Annotated in this window: 15 protein-coding genes; 13 read left to right on the top strand and 2 right to left on the bottom strand. The window is 57.1% G+C overall.

Annotation, left to right across the window (positions count from 1 at the left end):
• Positions 1 to 7: 7 nt before the first annotated feature.
• The gene (rep, locus tag WFN61_RS19740; protein ID WP_337039122.1) at positions 8 to 2,029 is read left to right on the top strand and encodes a DNA helicase Rep; all 2,022 of its coding nucleotides are present in this window, start codon (positions 8 to 10) and stop codon (positions 2,027 to 2,029) included.
• Between the two features lie 49 nt (positions 2,030 to 2,078).
• Here rep and gppA read toward each other — a convergent pair whose 3' ends face one another.
• Together gppA and rhlB are read right to left on the bottom strand one after the other, a co-directional pair.
• Positions 2,079 to 3,563, bottom strand: coding sequence for a guanosine-5'-triphosphate,3'-diphosphate diphosphatase (gene gppA / locus WFN61_RS19735; RefSeq protein ID WP_312235462.1), 1,485 nt, complete (start codon positions 3,561 to 3,563; stop codon positions 2,079 to 2,081).
• Positions 3,564 to 3,569: 6 nt separating this feature from the next.
• Positions 3,570 to 4,841 carry an ATP-dependent RNA helicase RhlB gene (rhlB, locus tag WFN61_RS19730; protein WP_144819114.1) on the bottom strand — a complete coding sequence of 424 codons (1,272 nt, stop codon included), beginning with the start codon at positions 4,839 to 4,841 and terminating at the stop codon, positions 3,570 to 3,572.
• Between the two features lie 135 nt (positions 4,842 to 4,976).
• Here rhlB and trxA point away from each other — a divergent pair, with 135 nt between their 5' ends.
• From trxA to wecG, 12 genes are all read left to right on the top strand, one after another.
• On the top strand, positions 4,977 to 5,306 hold the full coding sequence (gene trxA, locus WFN61_RS19725; protein ID WP_042394997.1) for a thioredoxin TrxA: 330 nt from the start codon (positions 4,977 to 4,979) through the stop codon (positions 5,304 to 5,306).
• Between the two features lie 356 nt (positions 5,307 to 5,662).
• Positions 5,663 to 6,922, top strand: a complete 1,260-nt coding sequence (gene rho, locus WFN61_RS19720; RefSeq protein ID WP_042394994.1) for a transcription termination factor Rho — start codon at positions 5,663 to 5,665, stop codon at positions 6,920 to 6,922.
• A 244-nt stretch (positions 6,923 to 7,166) separates the two neighbouring features.
• Positions 7,167 to 8,270, top strand: coding sequence for a UDP-N-acetylglucosamine--undecaprenyl-phosphate N-acetylglucosaminephosphotransferase (gene wecA / locus WFN61_RS19715; RefSeq protein ID WP_144819116.1), 1,104 nt, complete (start codon positions 7,167 to 7,169; stop codon positions 8,268 to 8,270).
• Between the two features lie 13 nt (positions 8,271 to 8,283).
• A complete protein-coding gene (gene wzzE, locus WFN61_RS19710) occupies positions 8,284 to 9,330 on the top strand; it encodes an ECA polysaccharide chain length modulation protein (protein ID WP_337039121.1) in 1,047 nt (348 codons plus the stop codon).
• Between the two features lie 56 nt (positions 9,331 to 9,386).
• Positions 9,387 to 10,517, top strand: coding sequence for a non-hydrolyzing UDP-N-acetylglucosamine 2-epimerase (wecB, locus tag WFN61_RS19705; RefSeq protein ID WP_144819120.1), 1,131 nt, complete (start codon positions 9,387 to 9,389; stop codon positions 10,515 to 10,517).
• The gene (wecC, locus tag WFN61_RS19700) at positions 10,514 to 11,776 is read left to right on the top strand and encodes a UDP-N-acetyl-D-mannosamine dehydrogenase (protein ID WP_144819122.1); all 1,263 of its coding nucleotides are present in this window, start codon (positions 10,514 to 10,516) and stop codon (positions 11,774 to 11,776) included. The genes wecB and wecC overlap by 4 nt, the downstream gene beginning before the upstream one ends.
• Before the next feature lie 9 nt (positions 11,777 to 11,785).
• A complete protein-coding gene (rffC, locus tag WFN61_RS19695) occupies positions 11,786 to 12,463 on the top strand; it encodes a dTDP-4-amino-4,6-dideoxy-D-galactose acyltransferase (RefSeq protein ID WP_144819124.1) in 678 nt (225 codons plus the stop codon).
• Positions 12,464 to 12,467: 4 nt separating this feature from the next.
• Positions 12,468 to 13,598, top strand: a complete 1,131-nt coding sequence (gene rffA, locus WFN61_RS19690; protein WP_222889102.1) for a dTDP-4-amino-4,6-dideoxygalactose transaminase — start codon at positions 12,468 to 12,470, stop codon at positions 13,596 to 13,598.
• Between the two features lies 1 nt (position 13,599).
• Positions 13,600 to 14,850 (top strand): lipid III flippase WzxE, encoded by a 1,251-nt coding sequence (gene wzxE / locus WFN61_RS19685; protein WP_337039120.1) that lies wholly within the window; start codon positions 13,600 to 13,602, stop codon positions 14,848 to 14,850.
• Positions 14,847 to 15,926: a TDP-N-acetylfucosamine:lipid II N-acetylfucosaminyltransferase gene (locus WFN61_RS19680; protein WP_312283146.1), complete on the top strand. Its 1,080-nt coding sequence runs from the start codon at positions 14,847 to 14,849 to the stop codon at positions 15,924 to 15,926. Before wzxE ends, WFN61_RS19680 begins: the two co-directional genes overlap by 4 nt.
• A complete protein-coding gene (gene wzyE / locus WFN61_RS19675; RefSeq protein ID WP_222889099.1) occupies positions 15,923 to 17,275 on the top strand; it encodes an ECA oligosaccharide polymerase in 1,353 nt (450 codons plus the stop codon). Before WFN61_RS19680 ends, wzyE begins: the two co-directional genes overlap by 4 nt.
• Positions 17,276 to 17,288: 13 nt before the next feature.
• A complete protein-coding gene (wecG, locus tag WFN61_RS19670; RefSeq protein ID WP_144819134.1) occupies positions 17,289 to 18,029 on the top strand; it encodes a lipopolysaccharide N-acetylmannosaminouronosyltransferase in 741 nt (246 codons plus the stop codon).
• Positions 18,030 to 18,052 lie beyond the last annotated feature (23 nt).

Genomic DNA, 18,052 nt, shown 5'->3' with positions numbered 1-18,052 from the left:
TGATCCCATGCGTCTAAATCCAGGGCAACAGCAAGCCGTCGAATTCGTCACCGGACCCTGCCTGGTACTGGCAGGAGCTGGATCCGGTAAAACCCGCGTCATTACCAACAAGATAGCGCACCTGATCCGCGGCTGCGGCTACCAGGCCCGGCATATCGCGGCGGTCACCTTTACCAACAAAGCCGCACGCGAGATGAAAGAGCGCGTGGGCCAGACGCTGGGACGCAAAGAGGCGCGCGGGCTGATGATCTCCACTTTCCACACCCTGGGGCTGGATATCATCAAGCGCGAGTATGCCGCGTTGGGCATGAAATCTAACTTTTCGCTTTTTGACGATACCGATCAGGTCGCACTGCTCAAGGATCTTACCGAAGGGTTGATCGAAGATGAGAAAACGATCCTTCAGCAGCTGATCTCGACGATCTCTAACTGGAAAAACGATCTGATGACCCCGGCGCAGGCGTCAGCGCAGGCCAGGGGCGAGCGGGACCGCATTTTTGCCCACTGCTACAGCCTGTATGACGCCCATATGAAGGCCTGCAACGTGCTGGACTTTGATGACCTGATCCTCCTCCCGACCCTGCTGCTCCAGCGCAATGAAGAGGTGCGCGAGCGCTGGCAGAACAAGATCCGCTATCTGCTGGTGGATGAGTATCAGGATACCAACACCAGCCAGTACGAGCTGGTTAAGCTGCTGGTGGGTGCCCGGGCGCGCTTTACGGTGGTAGGCGATGACGATCAGTCGATCTACTCCTGGCGCGGGGCACGGCCACAGAACCTGGTCCTGCTTAGCCAGGATTTCCCGGCATTGCAGGTGATCAAGCTGGAGCAGAACTATCGTTCATCGGGGCGTATCCTGAAGGCGGCCAACATTCTGATCGCCAACAATCCACACGTTTTTGAAAAAAAGCTCTTTTCAGAGCTGGGCTACGGGCCAGAGCTGAAGGTGATCAGCGCTAACCATGAAGAGCATGAGGCCGAGCGCGTCACGGGCGAGCTGATTGCGCACCACTTTATCAATAAAACCCAGTACAAAGATTACGCCATTCTCTATCGCGGGAACCATCAGTCGCGGGTATTTGAAAAATTCCTGATGCAGAACCGTATTCCGTACCGTATTTCGGGCGGAACCTCGTTCTTCTCCCGTCCGGAAATCAAAGACCTGCTGGCCTACCTGCGGGTGCTGACCAATCCGGACGACGACAGCGCCTTCCTGCGTATCGTTAACACGCCGAAGCGCGAGATTGGGCCAGCGACGCTGCAAAAGCTGGGGGAGTGGGCCAACTCGCGCAACAAAGGTCTGTTTGCTGCCAGCTTTGACATGGGCCTTACCCAGACGCTGAGCGGGCGCGGATACGAGTCGCTGACCCGCTTTACCCACTGGCTAAGCGAAGTACAGCGTCTCGCTGAACGGGAGCCGATTGCCGCAGTGCGCGACCTAATCCATGGTATCGACTACGAATCCTGGCTGTTTGAAACGTCGCCCAGCCCCAAAGCAGCGGAGATGCGGATGAAAAACGTCAACACGCTCTTTAGCTGGATGACCGAGATGCTGGAAGGGTCGGAGATCGACGAGCCGATGACCCTTACTCAGGTGGTGACGCGCTTTACCCTGCGCGACATGATGGAGCGGGGTGAAAGCGATGAGGAGTCGGATCAGGTTCAACTCATGACCCTGCACGCCTCCAAGGGACTGGAGTTCCCTTACGTTTTCCTGGTCGGCATGGAAGAGGGGCTGCTGCCTCACCAGAGCAGCATCGATGAAGAGAACATCGACGAAGAGCGTCGGCTGGCCTATGTCGGCATCACCCGGGCGCAAAAAGAGCTCAACTTTACCCTGTGCAAAGAGCGTCGTCAGTATGGCGAGCTGGTGCGCCCCGAGCCGAGTCGCTTCCTGCTGGAACTGCCGCAGGACGATCTGCTCTGGGAGCAGGAGCGTAAAGTGGTGAGTGCAGAAGAGCGGATGCACAAGGGGCAGGCGAGTATTGCCAATATTCGGGCGATGATGGCGAAAGCCAAAGCTAAATAGTGATGGAACCGGTGGGTCGGGTAAGCGCAGTGCCACCCGGCACAACTGACTAATTGACCGCCAGCGCCCAGTGAACGTAGCTCTGCCACTGGCACTCCTGAACGAGTGTCTCAGCACCCAGCGGGTGCGTCGCCAGCCAGCCCTCCGGCAGCGTCAGCGTTATCGCCTCACCGTGAGCGGCCAAAGAGACATCGGGTAAAAACTCATCCCGGCGACGGCTGGCAAAGATGATCGCCAGGCGCAGCAGACGACAGAGGTGCTCCGCGGTACGCGGCGGCACAGCGTTTTGCTGATGCAGCGAAGAGAGATCGACTGGGTTAGTCTGATTGAGCAGGAGGGTGGCCAGCAGCTTCTTCTGCGCAGGCGTGAAGCCGGGCAGATCCAGGTTACGCACCAGGTAGGCGGCGTGCTGGGAAGCGTGCTTAAAATCGACGCTCAGGCCAATCTCATGCAGATGGCAGGCACCCATCAGCAGCTCGCGGCTTAACGGCTCCAGCTGCCATTCAGCCTGAACCTGCTCCGCAAAACGGGAGGCCAGTTGAGCCACGCGCTGGGCCTGACCGGAGTCGACCATAAAACGGCGCTGAAGATTGCGCAGCGTGCGGCTGCGAATATCGTGATCGACGGGCAGATGCAGCATGCCATAAACCAGCCCTTCACGCAGCGCGCCGCCGGCCAGGGTCATGCCCTGAACCTCCAGCTCGCTAAAGATAGCGATCAGAATGGCCAGGCCGCTGGGGAAGACCAGCGCCCGCTCAAGCGTTAGCCCTTCAATCTCCAGCTCTTCCAGACGGCCGCACTGAATAGCGCGCTGCTTTAGCTGCTGCAGTTTGGCAAGGGTGATGCACTCATCCATGCCCTGCGCCATCATGATCTCCTGCAACGCCTGAACGGTGCCGGAGGCCCCTACGCAGATTTTCCAGCCGTGACGACGCAGCGCATCGGCTACCGGCAGCAGAACCTCCCGCGCTGCCTTTTCCGCCGCGTCGAAATTTTCCTGAGCCAGGTTGCGATCGGCGAAGAAGCGTTCGAGCCAGGTAACACAGCCCATCGACAGGCTAAAGAGGGAGGTAGCGTGCGCGCCGGTGCCGGTGACCAGCTCGGTGCTGGCCCCGCCGATATCGACGACCAGGCGGCGATCGTCCCCGCCAGTCGTATGGGCCACGCCCTGATAGATAAGCCGCGCCTCATCTTCACCGCTAATCACCTGGACAGTCGTGCCTAAAATCTCCTGCGCGGTGGCAAGAAACTCCCCGGCATTAACGGCCAGACGCAGCGTTGCCGTGGCGACCACCCGGATCTGCATGGGTGGGATATCCTGTAGCCGTTCAGCAAACAGGCGCAGACACTGCCAGCCACGCGCCATGGCATCCGGAGAGAGCCGGTTATCGCGGTCCAGCCCTGCCGCCAGGCGTACTTTACGTTTGATGCGGGTCAGGGTCTGTATACTCCCCGCTACCTCGCGCACTACCAGCATATGAAAACTGTTCGAACCTAAATCAATAGCGGCGTAGAGCGAGTTAGAGGTGAGCATAAGGCATTAACCTGAACGACGTCTGTTACGTGGTGCACCACCACCGGTGCGGCGTGGGCCATTGCCTGGACGCGCGCGAGGCAGGCGCTTCGGCGGTGGCAGCTCGCTCAGGAGCGCATCCGGATTGTATTTACTGACTGGAATCGAGTGACCGATGTAGGTCTCGATAGCCGGCAGGTTCAGGGCATACTCTTCACAGGCAAGGCTGATTGAATTGCCGCTTGCGCCCGCACGACCGGTACGGCCAATACGGTGAACATAGTCTTCGCAGTCGTCTGGCAGATCGTAGTTAAAGACGTGGGTCACGGCCGGAATATGCAGGCCACGCGCGGCAACGTCGGTCGCTACCAGAATGTCTATATCACCACTGGTAAACTCTTCGAGAATGCGCAGGCGTTTTTTCTGCGCCACGTCGCCGGTCAGCAGGCCAACGCGATGACCATCGGCAGCCAGGTGGCCCCAGATATCTTCACAGCGGTGCTTGGTATTGGCGAAGATGATGGCGCGATCCGGCCACTCCTCTTCGATCAGCGTTTGCAGCAGACGCATTTTCTCTTCGTTGGACGGATAGAAAAGCTCTTCTTTAATACGGTGGCCGGTTTTCTGTTCCGGTTCCACTTCCACATACTCAGCGTTGTTCATCTGCTCAAACGCCAGCTCACGCACGCGGTAAGAGAGCGTCGCCGAGAAGAGCATGTTCAGGCGCTGGTTTGTCGCAGGCATGCGACGGAACAGCCAGCGGATGTCTTTAATAAAGCCGAGATCGTACATGCGGTCGGCTTCGTCCAGCACCACGACCTGGATCGCGCCCAGGTTGATATGGTTCTGTTTCGCGTAATCGATCAGGCGCCCGGTGGTGCCGATAAGGATATCAACGCCGCTCTCCAGCACCTTAAGCTGTTTATCATAGCCGTCGCCGCCGTAGGCGAGGCCCAGTTTCAGGCCGGTAGTCTGGGCCAGCGGCTCAGCATCGGCATGAATTTGCACCGCCAGTTCACGGGTTGGAGCCATGATCAGCGCGCGCGGTTGGTTCACCTTGCGGTCTTCGATCGCCGGGTGAGAGAGAAGATAATGAAACGTTGACGTCAGAAACGCCATCGTTTTGCCGGTACCGGTTTGCGCCTGTCCCGCTACATCCCGACCCGCCAACGTCAGCGGAAGGGCGAGTGCCTGGATGGGGGTGCAGTTATGAAAGCCTTTATTTTCAAGGGCTTCAATCACCTTCGGGTGCAGGGCGAAGTCGGAAAACTTCTGTTCTGTTAAATGTGTTTTGCTCATAGTGTGGTAGAATATCAGTTTACTATTGCTTTACGAAAGCACATCCGTTCAAATAAACGGGGTGAAATAACGTCAACCTTTAGCCAGGCTATGCTACAGACCTTAATAAGGTAGACATAATCCTGTGGAGTAAATATGAGCGATAAAATTATTCACCTGACCGACGACAGTTTTGACACGGACGTACTCAAAGCGGAAGGGCTGACCCTCGTCGATTTCTGGGCAGAGTGGTGTGGTCCGTGCAAAATGATCGCCCCGATTCTGGATGAGATCGCTGACGAGTACCAGGGTAAGCTGACCGTAGCGAAGCTGAACATCGACCAGAACCCAGGCACCGCGCCGAAATACGGCATCCGCGGTATCCCGACCCTGCTGCTGTTCAAAAACGGCGAAGTGGCGGCCACCAAGGTAGGCGCGCTCTCTAAAGGGCAGCTGAAAGAGTTCCTCGACGCTAACCTGGCGTAAGGGCTCTCCCCACCTGGCGTCTGGCTCTCCTAATTTTAGTGGATTGCTGGACGCCCGGCTTTAGTCGTGCTAAGTTAGTTTTGACTTCGAAATAAACATATCTTTGTCGTTTGAACCTTGTCAGTTTGAACCGTGTTGTACCCGATGCTTCCCGCCAGCCACCGCGCCGCGAGAGAAGTGGATAGATTCCGGGCTCGTCACTCAATCCGTCTTGTCGTTTCAGTTCTGTGTTCTTCCTGTAAGCAGGCAGCGAACAGACATGAGTTGATGGCCGCTAAAACAGGCATGGATGACCCTGCCATACCATTCACAAATTAAGTTCGAGATTTACCCCGAGTTTAAGAACCCACACCACTATGAATCTTACCGAATTAAAGAATACGCCGGTTTCTGAGCTGATTACTCTCGGCGAAAATATGGGTCTGGAAAACCAGGCTCGTATGCGCAAGCAGGACATCATTTTTGCCATCCTGAAGCAGCATGCTAAGAGTGGCGAAGATATCTTTGGCGACGGTGTGTTAGAGATATTGCAGGACGGATTTGGTTTCCTCCGTTCTGCAGACAGCTCCTACCTCGCCGGTCCTGATGACATCTACGTATCCCCTAGCCAAATCCGCCGTTTCAACCTCCGCACTGGTGACACCATTTCAGGTAAGATTCGTCCTCCGAAAGAGGGTGAACGTTACTTTGCGCTGTTGAAGGTTAATGAGGTTAACTACGACAAACCGGAAAACTCGCGCAATAAGATCCTGTTTGAAAACTTAACCCCGCTGCACGCCAACTCGCGTCTGCGTATGGAGCGTGGTAACGGTTCAACAGAAGATTTAACCGCCCGTGTTCTGGACCTGGCATCGCCGATTGGCCGTGGCCAGCGTGGCCTGATCGTTGCACCGCCGAAAGCGGGTAAGACCATGCTGCTGCAGAACATCGCCCAGAGCATTGCCTACAACCACCCGGACTGTGTCCTGATGGTGCTGCTGATCGACGAGCGTCCGGAAGAAGTGACCGAGATGCAGCGTCTGGTTAAAGGCGAAGTGGTTGCGTCTACCTTTGATGAGCCAGCGTCTCGCCACGTGCAGGTTGCCGAGATGGTTATCGAGAAAGCGAAGCGTCTGGTTGAGCATAAAAAAGACGTTATCATTCTGCTCGACTCCATCACCCGTCTGGCGCGTGCTTATAACACCGTCGTACCGGCTTCTGGCAAGGTGCTGACCGGTGGTGTGGATGCCAACGCCCTGCACCGTCCGAAACGCTTCTTCGGTGCTGCGCGTAACGTGGAAGAGGGCGGTAGCCTGACCATCATTGCTACTGCGCTGGTGGATACCGGCTCTAAAATGGATGAAGTTATCTACGAAGAGTTTAAAGGTACCGGCAACATGGAGCTGCACCTCGCGCGTAAAATCGCTGAGAAACGCGTCTTCCCGGCTATCGATTACAACCGCTCCGGTACACGTAAAGAAGAGCTGCTCACCACTCAGGAAGAGCTGCAGAAAATGTGGATCCTGCGCAAAATCATTCACCCGATGGGGGAGATTGACGCGATGGAGTTCCTCATCAATAAACTGGCGATGACCAAAACCAACGACGACTTCTTCGATATGATGAAGCGCTCGTAACTTAAATAAAGCCTGTAAACGCCACGTTTTTACGTGGCGTTTTTTATTTATGGAATATAGGCTATAGCCAGGGGATCCGCTGTCGGCCATGGCTGGCGGTGGTAATGCAAAGCATTCAAGCTGATTATGTTCTAATTGAATGAAAAATATACAATAGAGCCCGTGTGTGACCTGCTTTATCTCTTTTGGAGAGGGGGCATCGTCGTTATACTTCCGGGATCAACATTTGCTGAGAGCATGCATTGTGAATTTACTCACTGCGGTTACTGAGTTATTCAGTATTTTTTTACTCACGTTTATCTTTCTCTTTTTTGCCCGCAAGGTGGCAAAAAAGATAGGGTTGGTCGATAAACCAAATTTTCGTAAACGTCACCAGGGACTGATTCCCTTAGTGGGCGGTATCTCTGTCTATGCGGGGATCTGCTATACGTTTGCTATTGCTGACTACTATATTCCGCATGCTGCACTCTACCTGATGTGTGCCGGGGTTCTGGTTTTCATTGGGGCGCTGGACGACCGCTTTGATATCAGCGTAAAAATTCGTGCCACCGTACAGGCGGTCATCGCTATTATCATGATGGTGGTGGGTAAACTCTATCTCAGCAGTCTCGGCTACATTTTTGGCACCTGGGAGATGGTTCTCGGGCCGTTTGGCTTCTTCCTGACGCTGTTTGCCGTCTGGGCTGCCATCAACGCCTTTAATATGGTTGACGGTATTGATGGTCTGCTGGGTGGGCTCTCCTGCGTCTCCTTCGCCGCTATCGGCATCATTCTGTGGTTTGACGGTCAGCTGAGCCTGGCGATGTGGTGTTTTGCCATGATTGCCGCCATTCTCCCCTATATCCTGCTTAACCTGGGTATCCTCGGTCGCCGCTATAAGGTCTTTATGGGCGATGCGGGCAGTACGCTGATTGGCTTTACGGTAATTTGGATCCTGCTGGAAACGACCCAGGGCCAGACGCACCCGATTAGCCCGGTGACGGCACTGTGGATCATTGCTATTCCGCTGATGGACATGGTTGCCATCATGTACCGCCGCCTGCGTAAAGGGATGAGTCCTTTCTCGCCTGACCGTCAGCACATCCACCACCTGATCATGCGCGCCGGGTTTACCTCCCGTCAGGCCTTTGTGCTGATTACGCTGGCTGCCGCTCTGCTGGCCGCGGTGGGTGTCGTGACAGAATATCTGCATTTTATTCCCGAATGGGTGATGTTGGCACTGTTTGTGCTAGCTTTCTTCCTGTACGGCTGGTGCATTAAACGTGCATGGAAAGTGGCGCGCTTTATCAAACGCGTCAAACGTAAAATGCGTCGTAATAGTGGACATAAACCAACTCTAACCAAGTAATTCTGGGATAGCGATGACTCAACCATTGGCGGGAACACATACAGGAAGTATGGAAAATGAACTGGATATTCGCGGTTTATTTCGTACTTTATGGGCGGGGAAATTGTGGATTGTCGGCGTGGCGCTGGCCTTCGCGCTTATCGCGCTGGCCTACACCTTTTTCGCTAGGCAGGAGTGGGGCGCAACGGCCATCACCGATCGTCCAACGGTAAACATGCTGGGCGGGTTCTACTCCCAGCAGCAGTTTCTACGCAATCTTGACGTCAAAGCTAACCTGGCACCGGTCGATCAGCCCTCGGTCATGGACGAAGCGTATAAAGAGTTCATTATGCAGCTGGCATCATGGGATACGCGCCGTGACTTTTGGCTGCAAACTGACTACTACAAGCAGCGGATGGTGGGCAACAGCAAGGCGGACGCCGCGCTGCTGGATGAGCTGATTAATAATATTCAGTACACCCCCGCCGACGCGCAGCGTAACCTCAGCGACAGCGTTAAGCTGACGGCAGAGACCGCGCCTGACTCAAATAACCTGCTGCGCCAGTATATTGCTTTCGCCAGCCAGCGTGCGGCCAGCCATCTTAACGATGAGCTGAAAGGCGCATGGGCGGCCCGCACTATCCAGATGAAAGCGCAGGTGAAACGTCAGGAAGAGGTTGCGAACGCGATTTTTAAACGTCGGGCGCACAGCGTTGAGCAGGCGTTAAAAGTGGCCGAGCAGCACAATATCTCCCGCAGCGAGACCGAGGTCCCCCCTGACGAGCTTCCCGACTCAGAGATGTTCCTGTTAGGGCGTCCGATGCTGCAGGCGCGACTGGAAAACCTGCAGGCAGTGGGGCCCGAGTTCGATCTGGACTATGATCAAAATCGAGCCATGCTGAACACCCTCAACGTAGGCCCCTCGCTCGATCCCCGTTTTCAGACATATCGTTATTTGCGGACGCCTGAAGAGCCGGTAAAACGCGATAGCCCGCGCCGTGCCTTCCTGATGATTATGTGGGGAATGGTAGGGGCGTTGATAGGTGCTGGTGTTGCGTTAACGCGCCGTCGTTCACTGTAAGCGCTGCCTGATATGAAGGCCACTGGGCCTTCATCATCTAATCGAAGAGAATCGTTGTGAAAGTACTTACCGTATTTGGCACACGACCAGAAGCCATCAAGATGGCACCTCTGGTACATGCGCTGGCAAAGGACCCTTATTTTGAAGCCAAAGTCTGCGTGACCGCGCAGCACAGGGAGATGCTTGACCAGGTTTTGAACCTGTTTTCCATTGTGCCGGATTATGACCTGGATATTATGCAGCCGGGCCAGGGGCTGACGGAGATAACCTGCCGCATTCTCGAAGGGCTAAAGCCGATCCTCGAATCATTTAAGCCTGACGTCGTGCTGGTCCACGGTGATACCACAACGACGATTGCCGCCAGCCTGGCGGCCTTTTACCAACGTATTCCCGTTGGGCACGTCGAGGCCGGGCTGCGCACGGGCGATCTCTCTTCGCCCTGGCCGGAGGAGGCAAACCGCACGCTGACGGGCCACCTGGCGATGTATCACTTCTCCCCGACGCAGAACGCCCGGCAAAACCTGCTGCGCGAAAATATTCTGGATAAGCAGATCTTTGTCACCGGTAATACGGTGATCGATGCGCTGTTCTGGGTGCGCGATACGGTATTGAATAACGAAAACCTGCACAGCGAGCTGGCAGCGCGATATCCATTCCTTGATGAATCTAAAAAGCTGGTGCTGGTCACCGGCCATCGTCGCGAAAGCTTTGGCCAGGGCTTTGAGCAGATCTGCCATGCGCTGGTCGACATTGCGGCGAAACATCAGGATGTCCAGATCGTCTATCCGGTACACCTGAACCCCAACGTCAGCGAGCCGGTGAACCGTATCCTTGGGCATGTTAAAAACATTATCTTAATTGAGCCGCAGGACTACCTGCCGTTCCTCTGGCTGATGACCCATGCCTGGCTGATCCTGACGGATTCAGGTGGTATTCAGGAAGAGGCGCCGTCGTTAGGCAAGCCGGTGCTGGTGATGCGTGAAACTACCGAGCGACCAGAGGCTATCGAAGCCGGAACGGTAAGGCTGGTGGGTACCGATCGCCAGCGTATCGTTGAAGAGGTGACGCACCTGCTGCAGGACAATGACGCCTGGCAGGCGATGAGCCGGGCACACAACCCTTACGGCGACGGGCAAGCCTGTGAACGTATTCTGCACGCACTTAAAAATAATCAGGTAACACTATGAGCTTTGCAACCCTCTCCGTTATTGGCCTGGGCTATATCGGACTGCCCACCGCAGCAGCTTTCGCCTCCCGCCAGAAGCGCGTCGTCGGCGTTGATATCAATCAGCACGCGGTAGATACCATTAACCGTGGGCAAATTCATATCGTTGAACCCGAGCTGGATCGGGTGGTGAAAGCCGCGGTAGAGGGCGGCTATCTGCACGCCAGCACCACGCCGGTCGAGGCGGATGCTTACCTGATTGCCGTGCCGACGCCATTCAAAGGCGATCACGAGCCGGATATGGCCTATGTCGAGGCGGCAGCAAAATCTATTGCTCCCGTCCTGAAAAAAGGTGCGCTGGTGATCCTTGAGTCGACCTCACCGGTAGGCGCGACCGAGCAGATGGCACAGTGGCTGGCGGATCTGCGCCCGGATCTCACCTTCCCCCAGCAGGCCGGCGAGCAGGCAGATATCAACGTTGCCTACTGCCCGGAGCGCGTACTGCCAGGCCAGGTGATGGTTGAGCTGATTAAAAACGATAGGGTCATTGGCGGTATGACGCCGGTGTGCTCTGCCCGCGCCAGCGAACTGTATAAGATCTTCCTTGAGGGCGAGTGTGTGGTTACTAACGCCCGCACCGCTGAGATGTGCAAGCTGACCGAGAACAGTTTCCGCGACGTGAATATCGCTTTTGCTAACGAGCTGTCGCTGATCTGTGCCGACCAGGGCATCAACGTCTGGGAGCTGATCCGCCTCGCTAACCGCCACCCGCGCGTCAATATCTTACAGCCGGGGCCGGGCGTAGGCGGTCACTGTATCGCGGTCGACCCGTGGTTTATCGTGGCGCAAAACCCGCAGCAGGCGCGGCTGATCCGTACCGCTCGTGAAGTTAACGACAGCAAACCGCACTGGGTGCTTAATCAAGTTAAAGCAACGGTGGCAGACTGCCTCACGGCTAACGACAAGCGGGCCAGCGAAATTAAAATCGCCTGCTTTGGCCTCGCCTTTAAGCCCAATATCGACGATCTGCGGGAAAGCCCGGCGATGGAGATTGCCCACAGCATTGCCCAGTGGCACAGCGGCGAGACGCTGGTGGTAGAGCCTAACATTCAGCAGCTGCCGAAGAAGCTGGCGGACAGCTGCCAGCTGGTCGGTCTGGAGGCGGCGCTGGCCGACGCGGATGTGCTGGTGATGCTGGTGGATCACCGAGAATTTAAAGCCATTGCCGGTGAGCAGGTTACCCAGCAATACATTATTGATACCAAAGGCGTCTGGCGCTAAGGCGACAACATGACGGTACGCGGGACGGTTGAAGCTTTAACCTGGGAGAACCAGTTCTTTGGTATCTCCAGCGCCATCGTGCGCCTGAGTGACAGTGCCGCACCGCTGAACGAGACGCAGCTTGCGGCCTGGCAGCGGGTGCAGGTCAAGATCCCGGCGACGGATACCGCGCGGCTGGATGCGCTCCAGCAGCTGGGTTTCCAGCTGGTAGAGGGTGAGGTAGATCTGGCTCTGGCCGTACCGGCAACGATAACCGACCCCGGCGCGCAGGTGGCGACCGCAACGGATATCGCCCCGCTGCGCCAGCAGGCCGCCACTGCCTTTGCGCAGAGCCGGTTTCGTACACCCTGGTACTCTGCGGATGCCAGCGGGCGTTTCTACGCCCAGTGGATTGAAAACGCCGTTAACGGCGCATTCGACCATGAGTGCCTGGTCTTACGCGCCGCCAGCGGCGAGATCCGCGCCTTTGTTTCGCTGCGCCAGCTGAACGACAGCGAGGCGCGTATTGGCCTGCTGGCCGGACGCGGTGCGGGGGAGGCCCTGATGCAGGCGGCGCTTCTCTGGGCGCAGCGGCGTCAGCTTTCGGTTCTGCGCGTCGCGACCCAGGTGGGGAATACCGCGGCGCTTAAACGTTACATTCAGAGCGGTGCCAACGTGGAAAGCACTGCCTACTGGCTATACAGGTGACTCTATGATCCCTTTTAACGCGCCCCCGGTTGTGGGTACAGAACTCGATTACATGCAGTCGGCGATGGGCAGCGGCAAGCTGTGCGGCGACGGCGGCTATACGCGCCGCTGCCAGCAGTGGATGGAACAGCGTTTCGGCAGTGCCAAAGTGCTGTTGACCCCCTCCTGTACCGCCTCGTTGGAGATGGCGGCGCTGCTGCTGGATATCCAGCCCGGCGATGAAGTGATCATGCCCAGCTACACCTTCGTCTCTACCGCCAACGCCTTTGTGCTGCGCGGGGCGAAAATCGTCTTTGTTGATGTCCGTCCGGACACCATGAACATTGATGAACGGCTTATCGAGGCGGCGATCACCGAGAACACTCGCGCCATTGTGCCGGTCCACTATGCGGGCGTAGCCTGTGAGATGGACACCATCATGGCTATCGCGAAACATCATAACCTGTACGTGGTAGAGGATGCCGCCCAGGGGGTGATGTCGACCTACAAAGGGCGTGCGCTCGGCACCATCGGCCATATCGGCTGCTTTAGCTTCCATGAAACCAAAAACTATACCGCCGGCGGCGAAGGTGGCGCGACGCTGATTAACGACCGTGCGCTGGTTGAACGCGCCGAGGTTATTCGCGAGAAGGGCACCAACCGCAGCCAGTTCTTCCGCGGTCAGGTTGATAAATACACCTGGCGCGATATTGGCTCCAGCTATCTGATGTCGGATCTGCAGGCAGCCTATCTGTGGGCGCAGCTGGAAGCAGCAGATCGTATCAACCAGCAGCGTCTCTCGCTGTGGCAGACCTACTTTGACGCCCTGACGCCGCTGGCTCGTGCCGGGCGTATTGAGCTGCCGTCGATTCCTGCCGAGTGTGAACACAACGCGCATATGTTTTATATCAAGCTGCGTGACGATGAGGATCGCAGTAAGCTGATCGCTTTCCTCAAGGAGGCGGAGATCCTGGCGGTGTTCCACTATATCCCGCTGCACTCCAGCCCAGCCGGTGAGCGCTTTGGTGAGTTCTTCAGCGAAGATATCCATACCACGAAAGAGAGCGAACGCTTGCTTCGCCTGCCGCTGTTCTACAATCTCTCGCTTGTTAACCAGCGCACGGTGATCAATACGCTGCTGAGCTACTTCAACTAAGATGTCGCTGGCAAAGGCTTCACTGTGGACCGCGGCGAGCACGCTGGTCAAAATCGGCGCGGGACTGCTGGTGGTTAAGCTGCTGGCCGTCTCCTTTGGTCCCTCGGGCGTAGGGCAGGCGGGTAACTTCCGCCAGCTGGTGACGGTACTGGGCGTGCTGGCCGGGGCTGGCATCTTTAACGGCGTCACCAAATTTGTCGCCCAGCACCACGACGATCCGGCGCAGCTGCGCACCGTCGTAGGCACCTCATCCGCCATGGTGCTGGGGTTCTCGACGCTGTTGGCTATCGTTTTTCTGCTGGCCGCTGCGCCCATCAGTCAGGGGCTATTCGGGCATGCCCATTTTCAGGGGCTGGTAAGGCTGGTGGCGCTGGTGCAGATGGGCATCGCGTGGGCCAACTTCCTACTGGCAGTCATGAAAGGTTTTCGCGACGCCGCCGGGAATGCGCTGTCGCTGATTAGCGGCAGTATTATCGGGGTCATCGCCTACTACGCCTGCTACCGGCTGGGCGGCTACCAGGGCGCGCTGCTGGGCCTGGCGCTGGTTCCGGCGCTGGTCGTCGTCCCGGCGCTGCTGCTGTTTATCCGCCGTAAAACCGTGCCGTTAGGCTATCTTAAGCCACGGTGGAGCAACGCGCTGGCCGGGCAGCTGGGCAAGTTTACCCTGATGGCGCTGATCACCTCCGTGACCCTGCCCGTCGCCTACGTGATGATGCGAAACCTGCTGGCGACGCACTACGGCTGGGATGAGGTCGGGATCTGGCAGGGGGTGAGCAGCATCTCCGATGCCTATCTGCAATTTATCACCGCCTCGTTCAGCGTCTATCTGCTGCCTACCCTGTCGCGGCTGACGGAGAAGCAGGCAATAAGCCGCGAGATCGTCAAGTCGCTGCGGTTTGTACTGCCTGCGGTGGCGGCGGCAAGTTTTACCGTCTGGCTGCTGCGTGACGTTGCAATCTGGCTGCTCTTTTCAGAGAAGTTTATCGCTATGCGCGATCTCTTTGCCTGGCAGCTGGTCGGTGACGTACTGAAAGTCGGCGCATATGTTTTTGGCTATCTGGTGATTGCCCGGGCCTCGTTAAGCTTCTATATCCTGGCGGAAGTGAGCCAGTTTACGCTGCTGACGGCCTTTTCCCATTGGCTCATTCCGGCGCACGGCGCGCTAGGTGCGTCACAGGCCTACATGGCTACCTATATCGTTTATTTCGCCACCTGTTGTGGCGTATTTCTACTCTGGCGTAAAAGGGTATGACTACACTGATTCACGTTCTGGGATCGGATATCCCACACCATAACCTGACCGTGCTGCGTTTTTTCAACGACAGCCTTGCGGCAACGGGCGAGCACGCTCGCGAATTTATGATCTGCGGCGACGACGAGCGCTGGCGCACGCAGTTCCCTGCACTTACGCTGCGCTTCTTTAGCAATAAGAAGGCGCTGGCCCAGGCGGTGATTGCCCTTGCCAAAGCCGATCGCCAGCAGCGCTTCTTTTTTCACGGCCAGTTCAATACCGACCTTTGGCTGGCCCTGCTACGCGGATCCATCAAGCCTCAGCAGTTTAACTGGCACGCCTGGGGAGCCGATCTCTACGAGGTTTCCCAAAGCCTGAAGTTTCGTCTTTTCTATCCGCTGCGGCGTCTCGCCCAGCGGCGAGTCGGCTGTATCTTTGCCACCCGTGGCGATCTACACTTTTTTGCCCGCCGCCATCCGCAGGTGCGCGGCGAGCTGCTCTACTTCCCGACGCGAATGGATCCCGCGCTCAACACGATGGCGCAGGAGACGCAGCGCGCGGGCAAGCTGACGGTACTGGTCGGCAACTCCGGCGATCGCAGCAACGAGCATATTGCCGCCCTGAAGGCGGTTCATCAGCAGTTCGGTGATACGGTCAACGTCATCGTGCCGATGGGCTATCCGGCCAATAATGAAGCGTATATTGACGAGGTGCGCCAGGCGGGTCTGGCCCTCTTTAGCGCGGAGAATCTGCGCATCCTGGCCGATAAGCTAGAATTTGACGACTACCTGGCGCTGCTGCGCCGGTGCGATCTTGGCTACTTTATCTTTGCCCGCCAGCAGGGGATCGGCACGCTCTGCTTACTGATCCAGGCAGGCGTCCCCTGCGTGTTAAACCGGGAGAACCCTTTCTGGCAGGATATGGTTGAGCAGCACATTCCGGTGCTGTTTACCGGCGACCGGCTCGATGAGGCGGTCGTCCGCGAGGCCCAGCGGCAGCTGGCGGCGGTGGATAAAAACGCTATCACCTTCTTTAGCCCCAACTACCTTGTGCCCTGGCACGAGGCGTTACGTATTGCTGCAGGAGGTGCGCAATGAGCCAGCTTGCGTTCTCGGGTCTGCTGGCCATCTGGCTACTGGCATCGCTGTTTATCGCCACGCTGACCTGGTTTGAATTCCGCCGGGTACGTTTTAACTTTAACGTCTTCTTTTCGCTGCTGTTCTTGCTGACGTTTTTCTTTGGCTTTCCGCTCACCAGCATTCTGGTCTTCCGCTTCAACGTCGGCGTCGCGCCGCCAGAGGTGATGATGCAGTCCCTGCTAGCCGCGGTCTGCTTTTACGCTATCTACTACGTCACCTATAAAACGCGCCTGCGGCCCTCGTCCGCGGTCACGCCACGCCGTCCTCTGTTCACCATGAACCGAGTGGAAACGCATCTGGCGTGGGTAATGCTGATGCTCATCGCTTTAGTAAGCGTCAGCATCTTCTTTATGCATAACGGCTTCCTGCTGTTCCGGCTGCACTCCTACAGCCAGATCTTTTCGAGTGAAGTCTCTGGCGTGGCGCTTAAGCGTTTCTTCTACTTCTTTATTCCCGCTATGCTGGTGGTCTATTTCCTGCGCCAGGATGGCCGGGGCTGGATCTTTTTCCTGGTGAGCACCGTTGCCTTTGGCCTACTGACCTACATGATTGTGGGCGGCACGCGGGCTAACATCATCATCGCCTTCGCTATTTTCCTGTTTATTGGCATTATTCGCGGCTGGATCTCGCTGTGGATGCTGGCGGCGGCGGGCGTGCTGGGCATCGTCGGAATGTTCTGGCTGGCGCTGAAGCGTTACGGATTGCAGGTGAGCGGTGACGAAGCGTTTTACACCTTCCTCTATCTCACCCGCGACACCTTCTCGCCGTGGGAGAACCTCTCTCTCCTGCTGCAAAACTACGACAAAATTGACTTCCAGGGGCTTGCGCCTATTGTGCGCGATTTCTACGTCTTTATTCCCACCTGGCTGTGGCCGGACAGACCTGGTATTGTGCTGAACACGGCGAACTACTTTACCTGGGAAGTGCTGAACAACCACTCCGGGCTGGCGATCTCGCCGACGCTGATCGGCTCCCTGGTGGTGATGGGCGGCGTCTGGTTTATTCCGCTGGGTGCGGTCGTGGTCGGACTGATCATTAAGTGGTTTGACTGGCTTTATGAGCTGGGCAACCGGGAGAGCAACCGCTATAAGGCAGCGATTTTGCACAGCTTCTGTTTTGGTGCCATCTTCAATATGATCGTGCTGGCGCGCGAGGGGCTGGATGCCTTTGTTTCTCGCGTTGTCTTTTTCCTCGTGGTCTTTGGCGCCTGCCTGCTGATGGCGAAGCTGCTCTACTGGCTGTTCGATAGCGCGGGGCTGATTCACAAACGTGCCGGGCGATTACCGCAACCGCTCTCGCAAGCCTGACAAGGATATCATCATGACGGACACCACTACTGCGCCAACCTATACGCTGCGCGGTCTGAAGCTGATTGGCTGGCGTAACATGGCCCACGCGCTGGATTTCCTCTTTGCCGGTGGCGAGCTTAAGCAGGGCACGCTGGTGGCGATTAACGCCGAGAAGATGCTGACCCTTGAGGATGACGCCCAGGTTCGGGCACTGATCGAGGCGGCAGAGTTTAAGTATGCGGACGGCATCAGTGTGGTGCGCTCAATGCGCAAAAAGTACCCGCAGGCGGTGGTTGAGCGGGTGGCGGGGGCCGATCTCTGGGAAGCGCTCATGGAGCGCGCCGGGAAAGAGGGGACGCCGGTTTTCCTGATCGGCGGCAAGCCTGGCGTGCTGGCCCAGACGCAGCAGCAGCTGCGCGACCGCTGGCAGGTAAACATTGTCGGCGGCCAGGATGGCTATTTCCAGCCCGAGCAGCGCCAGGCGCTGTTTGAACGCGTCCGCGACAGCGGGGCGAAGATTGTCACCGTAGCGATGGGCTCCCCGCGTCAGGAGCTGCTGATGCGTGACTGTCGGGAAGTTTATCCTCACGCGCTCTATATGGGCGTTGGCGGTACCTATGACGTCTTTACCGGCCACGTTAAGCGTGCGCCGAAGGTGTGGCAGCGGATGGGCCTGGAGTGGCTCTATCGCCTGCTATCACAGCCCAGCCGCATCACGCGCCAGCTGCGACTGCTGCGCTACCTGGCTTGGCACTATCGCGGCCAGCTCTAACCCTCTGACGGCGCAGCGATTCT

This window comes from Pseudescherichia sp. AS216, assembly GCF_037152055.1.
Classification (GTDB): Bacteria; Pseudomonadota; Gammaproteobacteria; order Enterobacterales; family Enterobacteriaceae; genus Pseudescherichia.
This window is presented reverse-complemented; position numbering and strand designations above follow the sequence as displayed.

Excerpts from the sequence above, each read along its gene's own strand:
- wzxE (WP_337039120.1), top strand. The coding sequence starts at position 13,600 with ATGTCGCTGGCAAAGGCTTCACTGTGGACCGCGGCGAGCACGCTGGTC.
- gppA (WP_312235462.1), bottom strand. The coding sequence starts at position 3,563 with ATGCTCACCTCTAACTCGCTCTACGCCGCTATTGATTTAGGTTCGAAC.
- wzyE (WP_222889099.1), top strand. The coding sequence starts at position 15,923 with ATGAGCCAGCTTGCGTTCTCGGGTCTGCTGGCCATCTGGCTACTGGCA.
- rffA (WP_222889102.1), top strand. The coding sequence starts at position 12,468 with ATGATCCCTTTTAACGCGCCCCCGGTTGTGGGTACAGAACTCGATTAC.
- wecC (WP_144819122.1), top strand. The coding sequence starts at position 10,514 with ATGAGCTTTGCAACCCTCTCCGTTATTGGCCTGGGCTATATCGGACTG.
- rho (WP_042394994.1), top strand. The coding sequence starts at position 5,663 with ATGAATCTTACCGAATTAAAGAATACGCCGGTTTCTGAGCTGATTACT.
- WFN61_RS19680 (WP_312283146.1), top strand. The coding sequence starts at position 14,847 with ATGACTACACTGATTCACGTTCTGGGATCGGATATCCCACACCATAAC.
- rep (WP_337039122.1), top strand. The coding sequence starts at position 8 with ATGCGTCTAAATCCAGGGCAACAGCAAGCCGTCGAATTCGTCACCGGA.
- rffC (WP_144819124.1), top strand. The coding sequence starts at position 11,786 with ATGACGGTACGCGGGACGGTTGAAGCTTTAACCTGGGAGAACCAGTTC.
- rhlB (WP_144819114.1), bottom strand. The coding sequence starts at position 4,841 with ATGAGCAAAACACATTTAACAGAACAGAAGTTTTCCGACTTCGCCCTG.
- wzzE (WP_337039121.1), top strand. The coding sequence starts at position 8,284 with ATGACTCAACCATTGGCGGGAACACATACAGGAAGTATGGAAAATGAA.
- wecG (WP_144819134.1), top strand. The coding sequence starts at position 17,289 with ATGACGGACACCACTACTGCGCCAACCTATACGCTGCGCGGTCTGAAG.
- trxA (WP_042394997.1), top strand. The coding sequence starts at position 4,977 with ATGAGCGATAAAATTATTCACCTGACCGACGACAGTTTTGACACGGAC.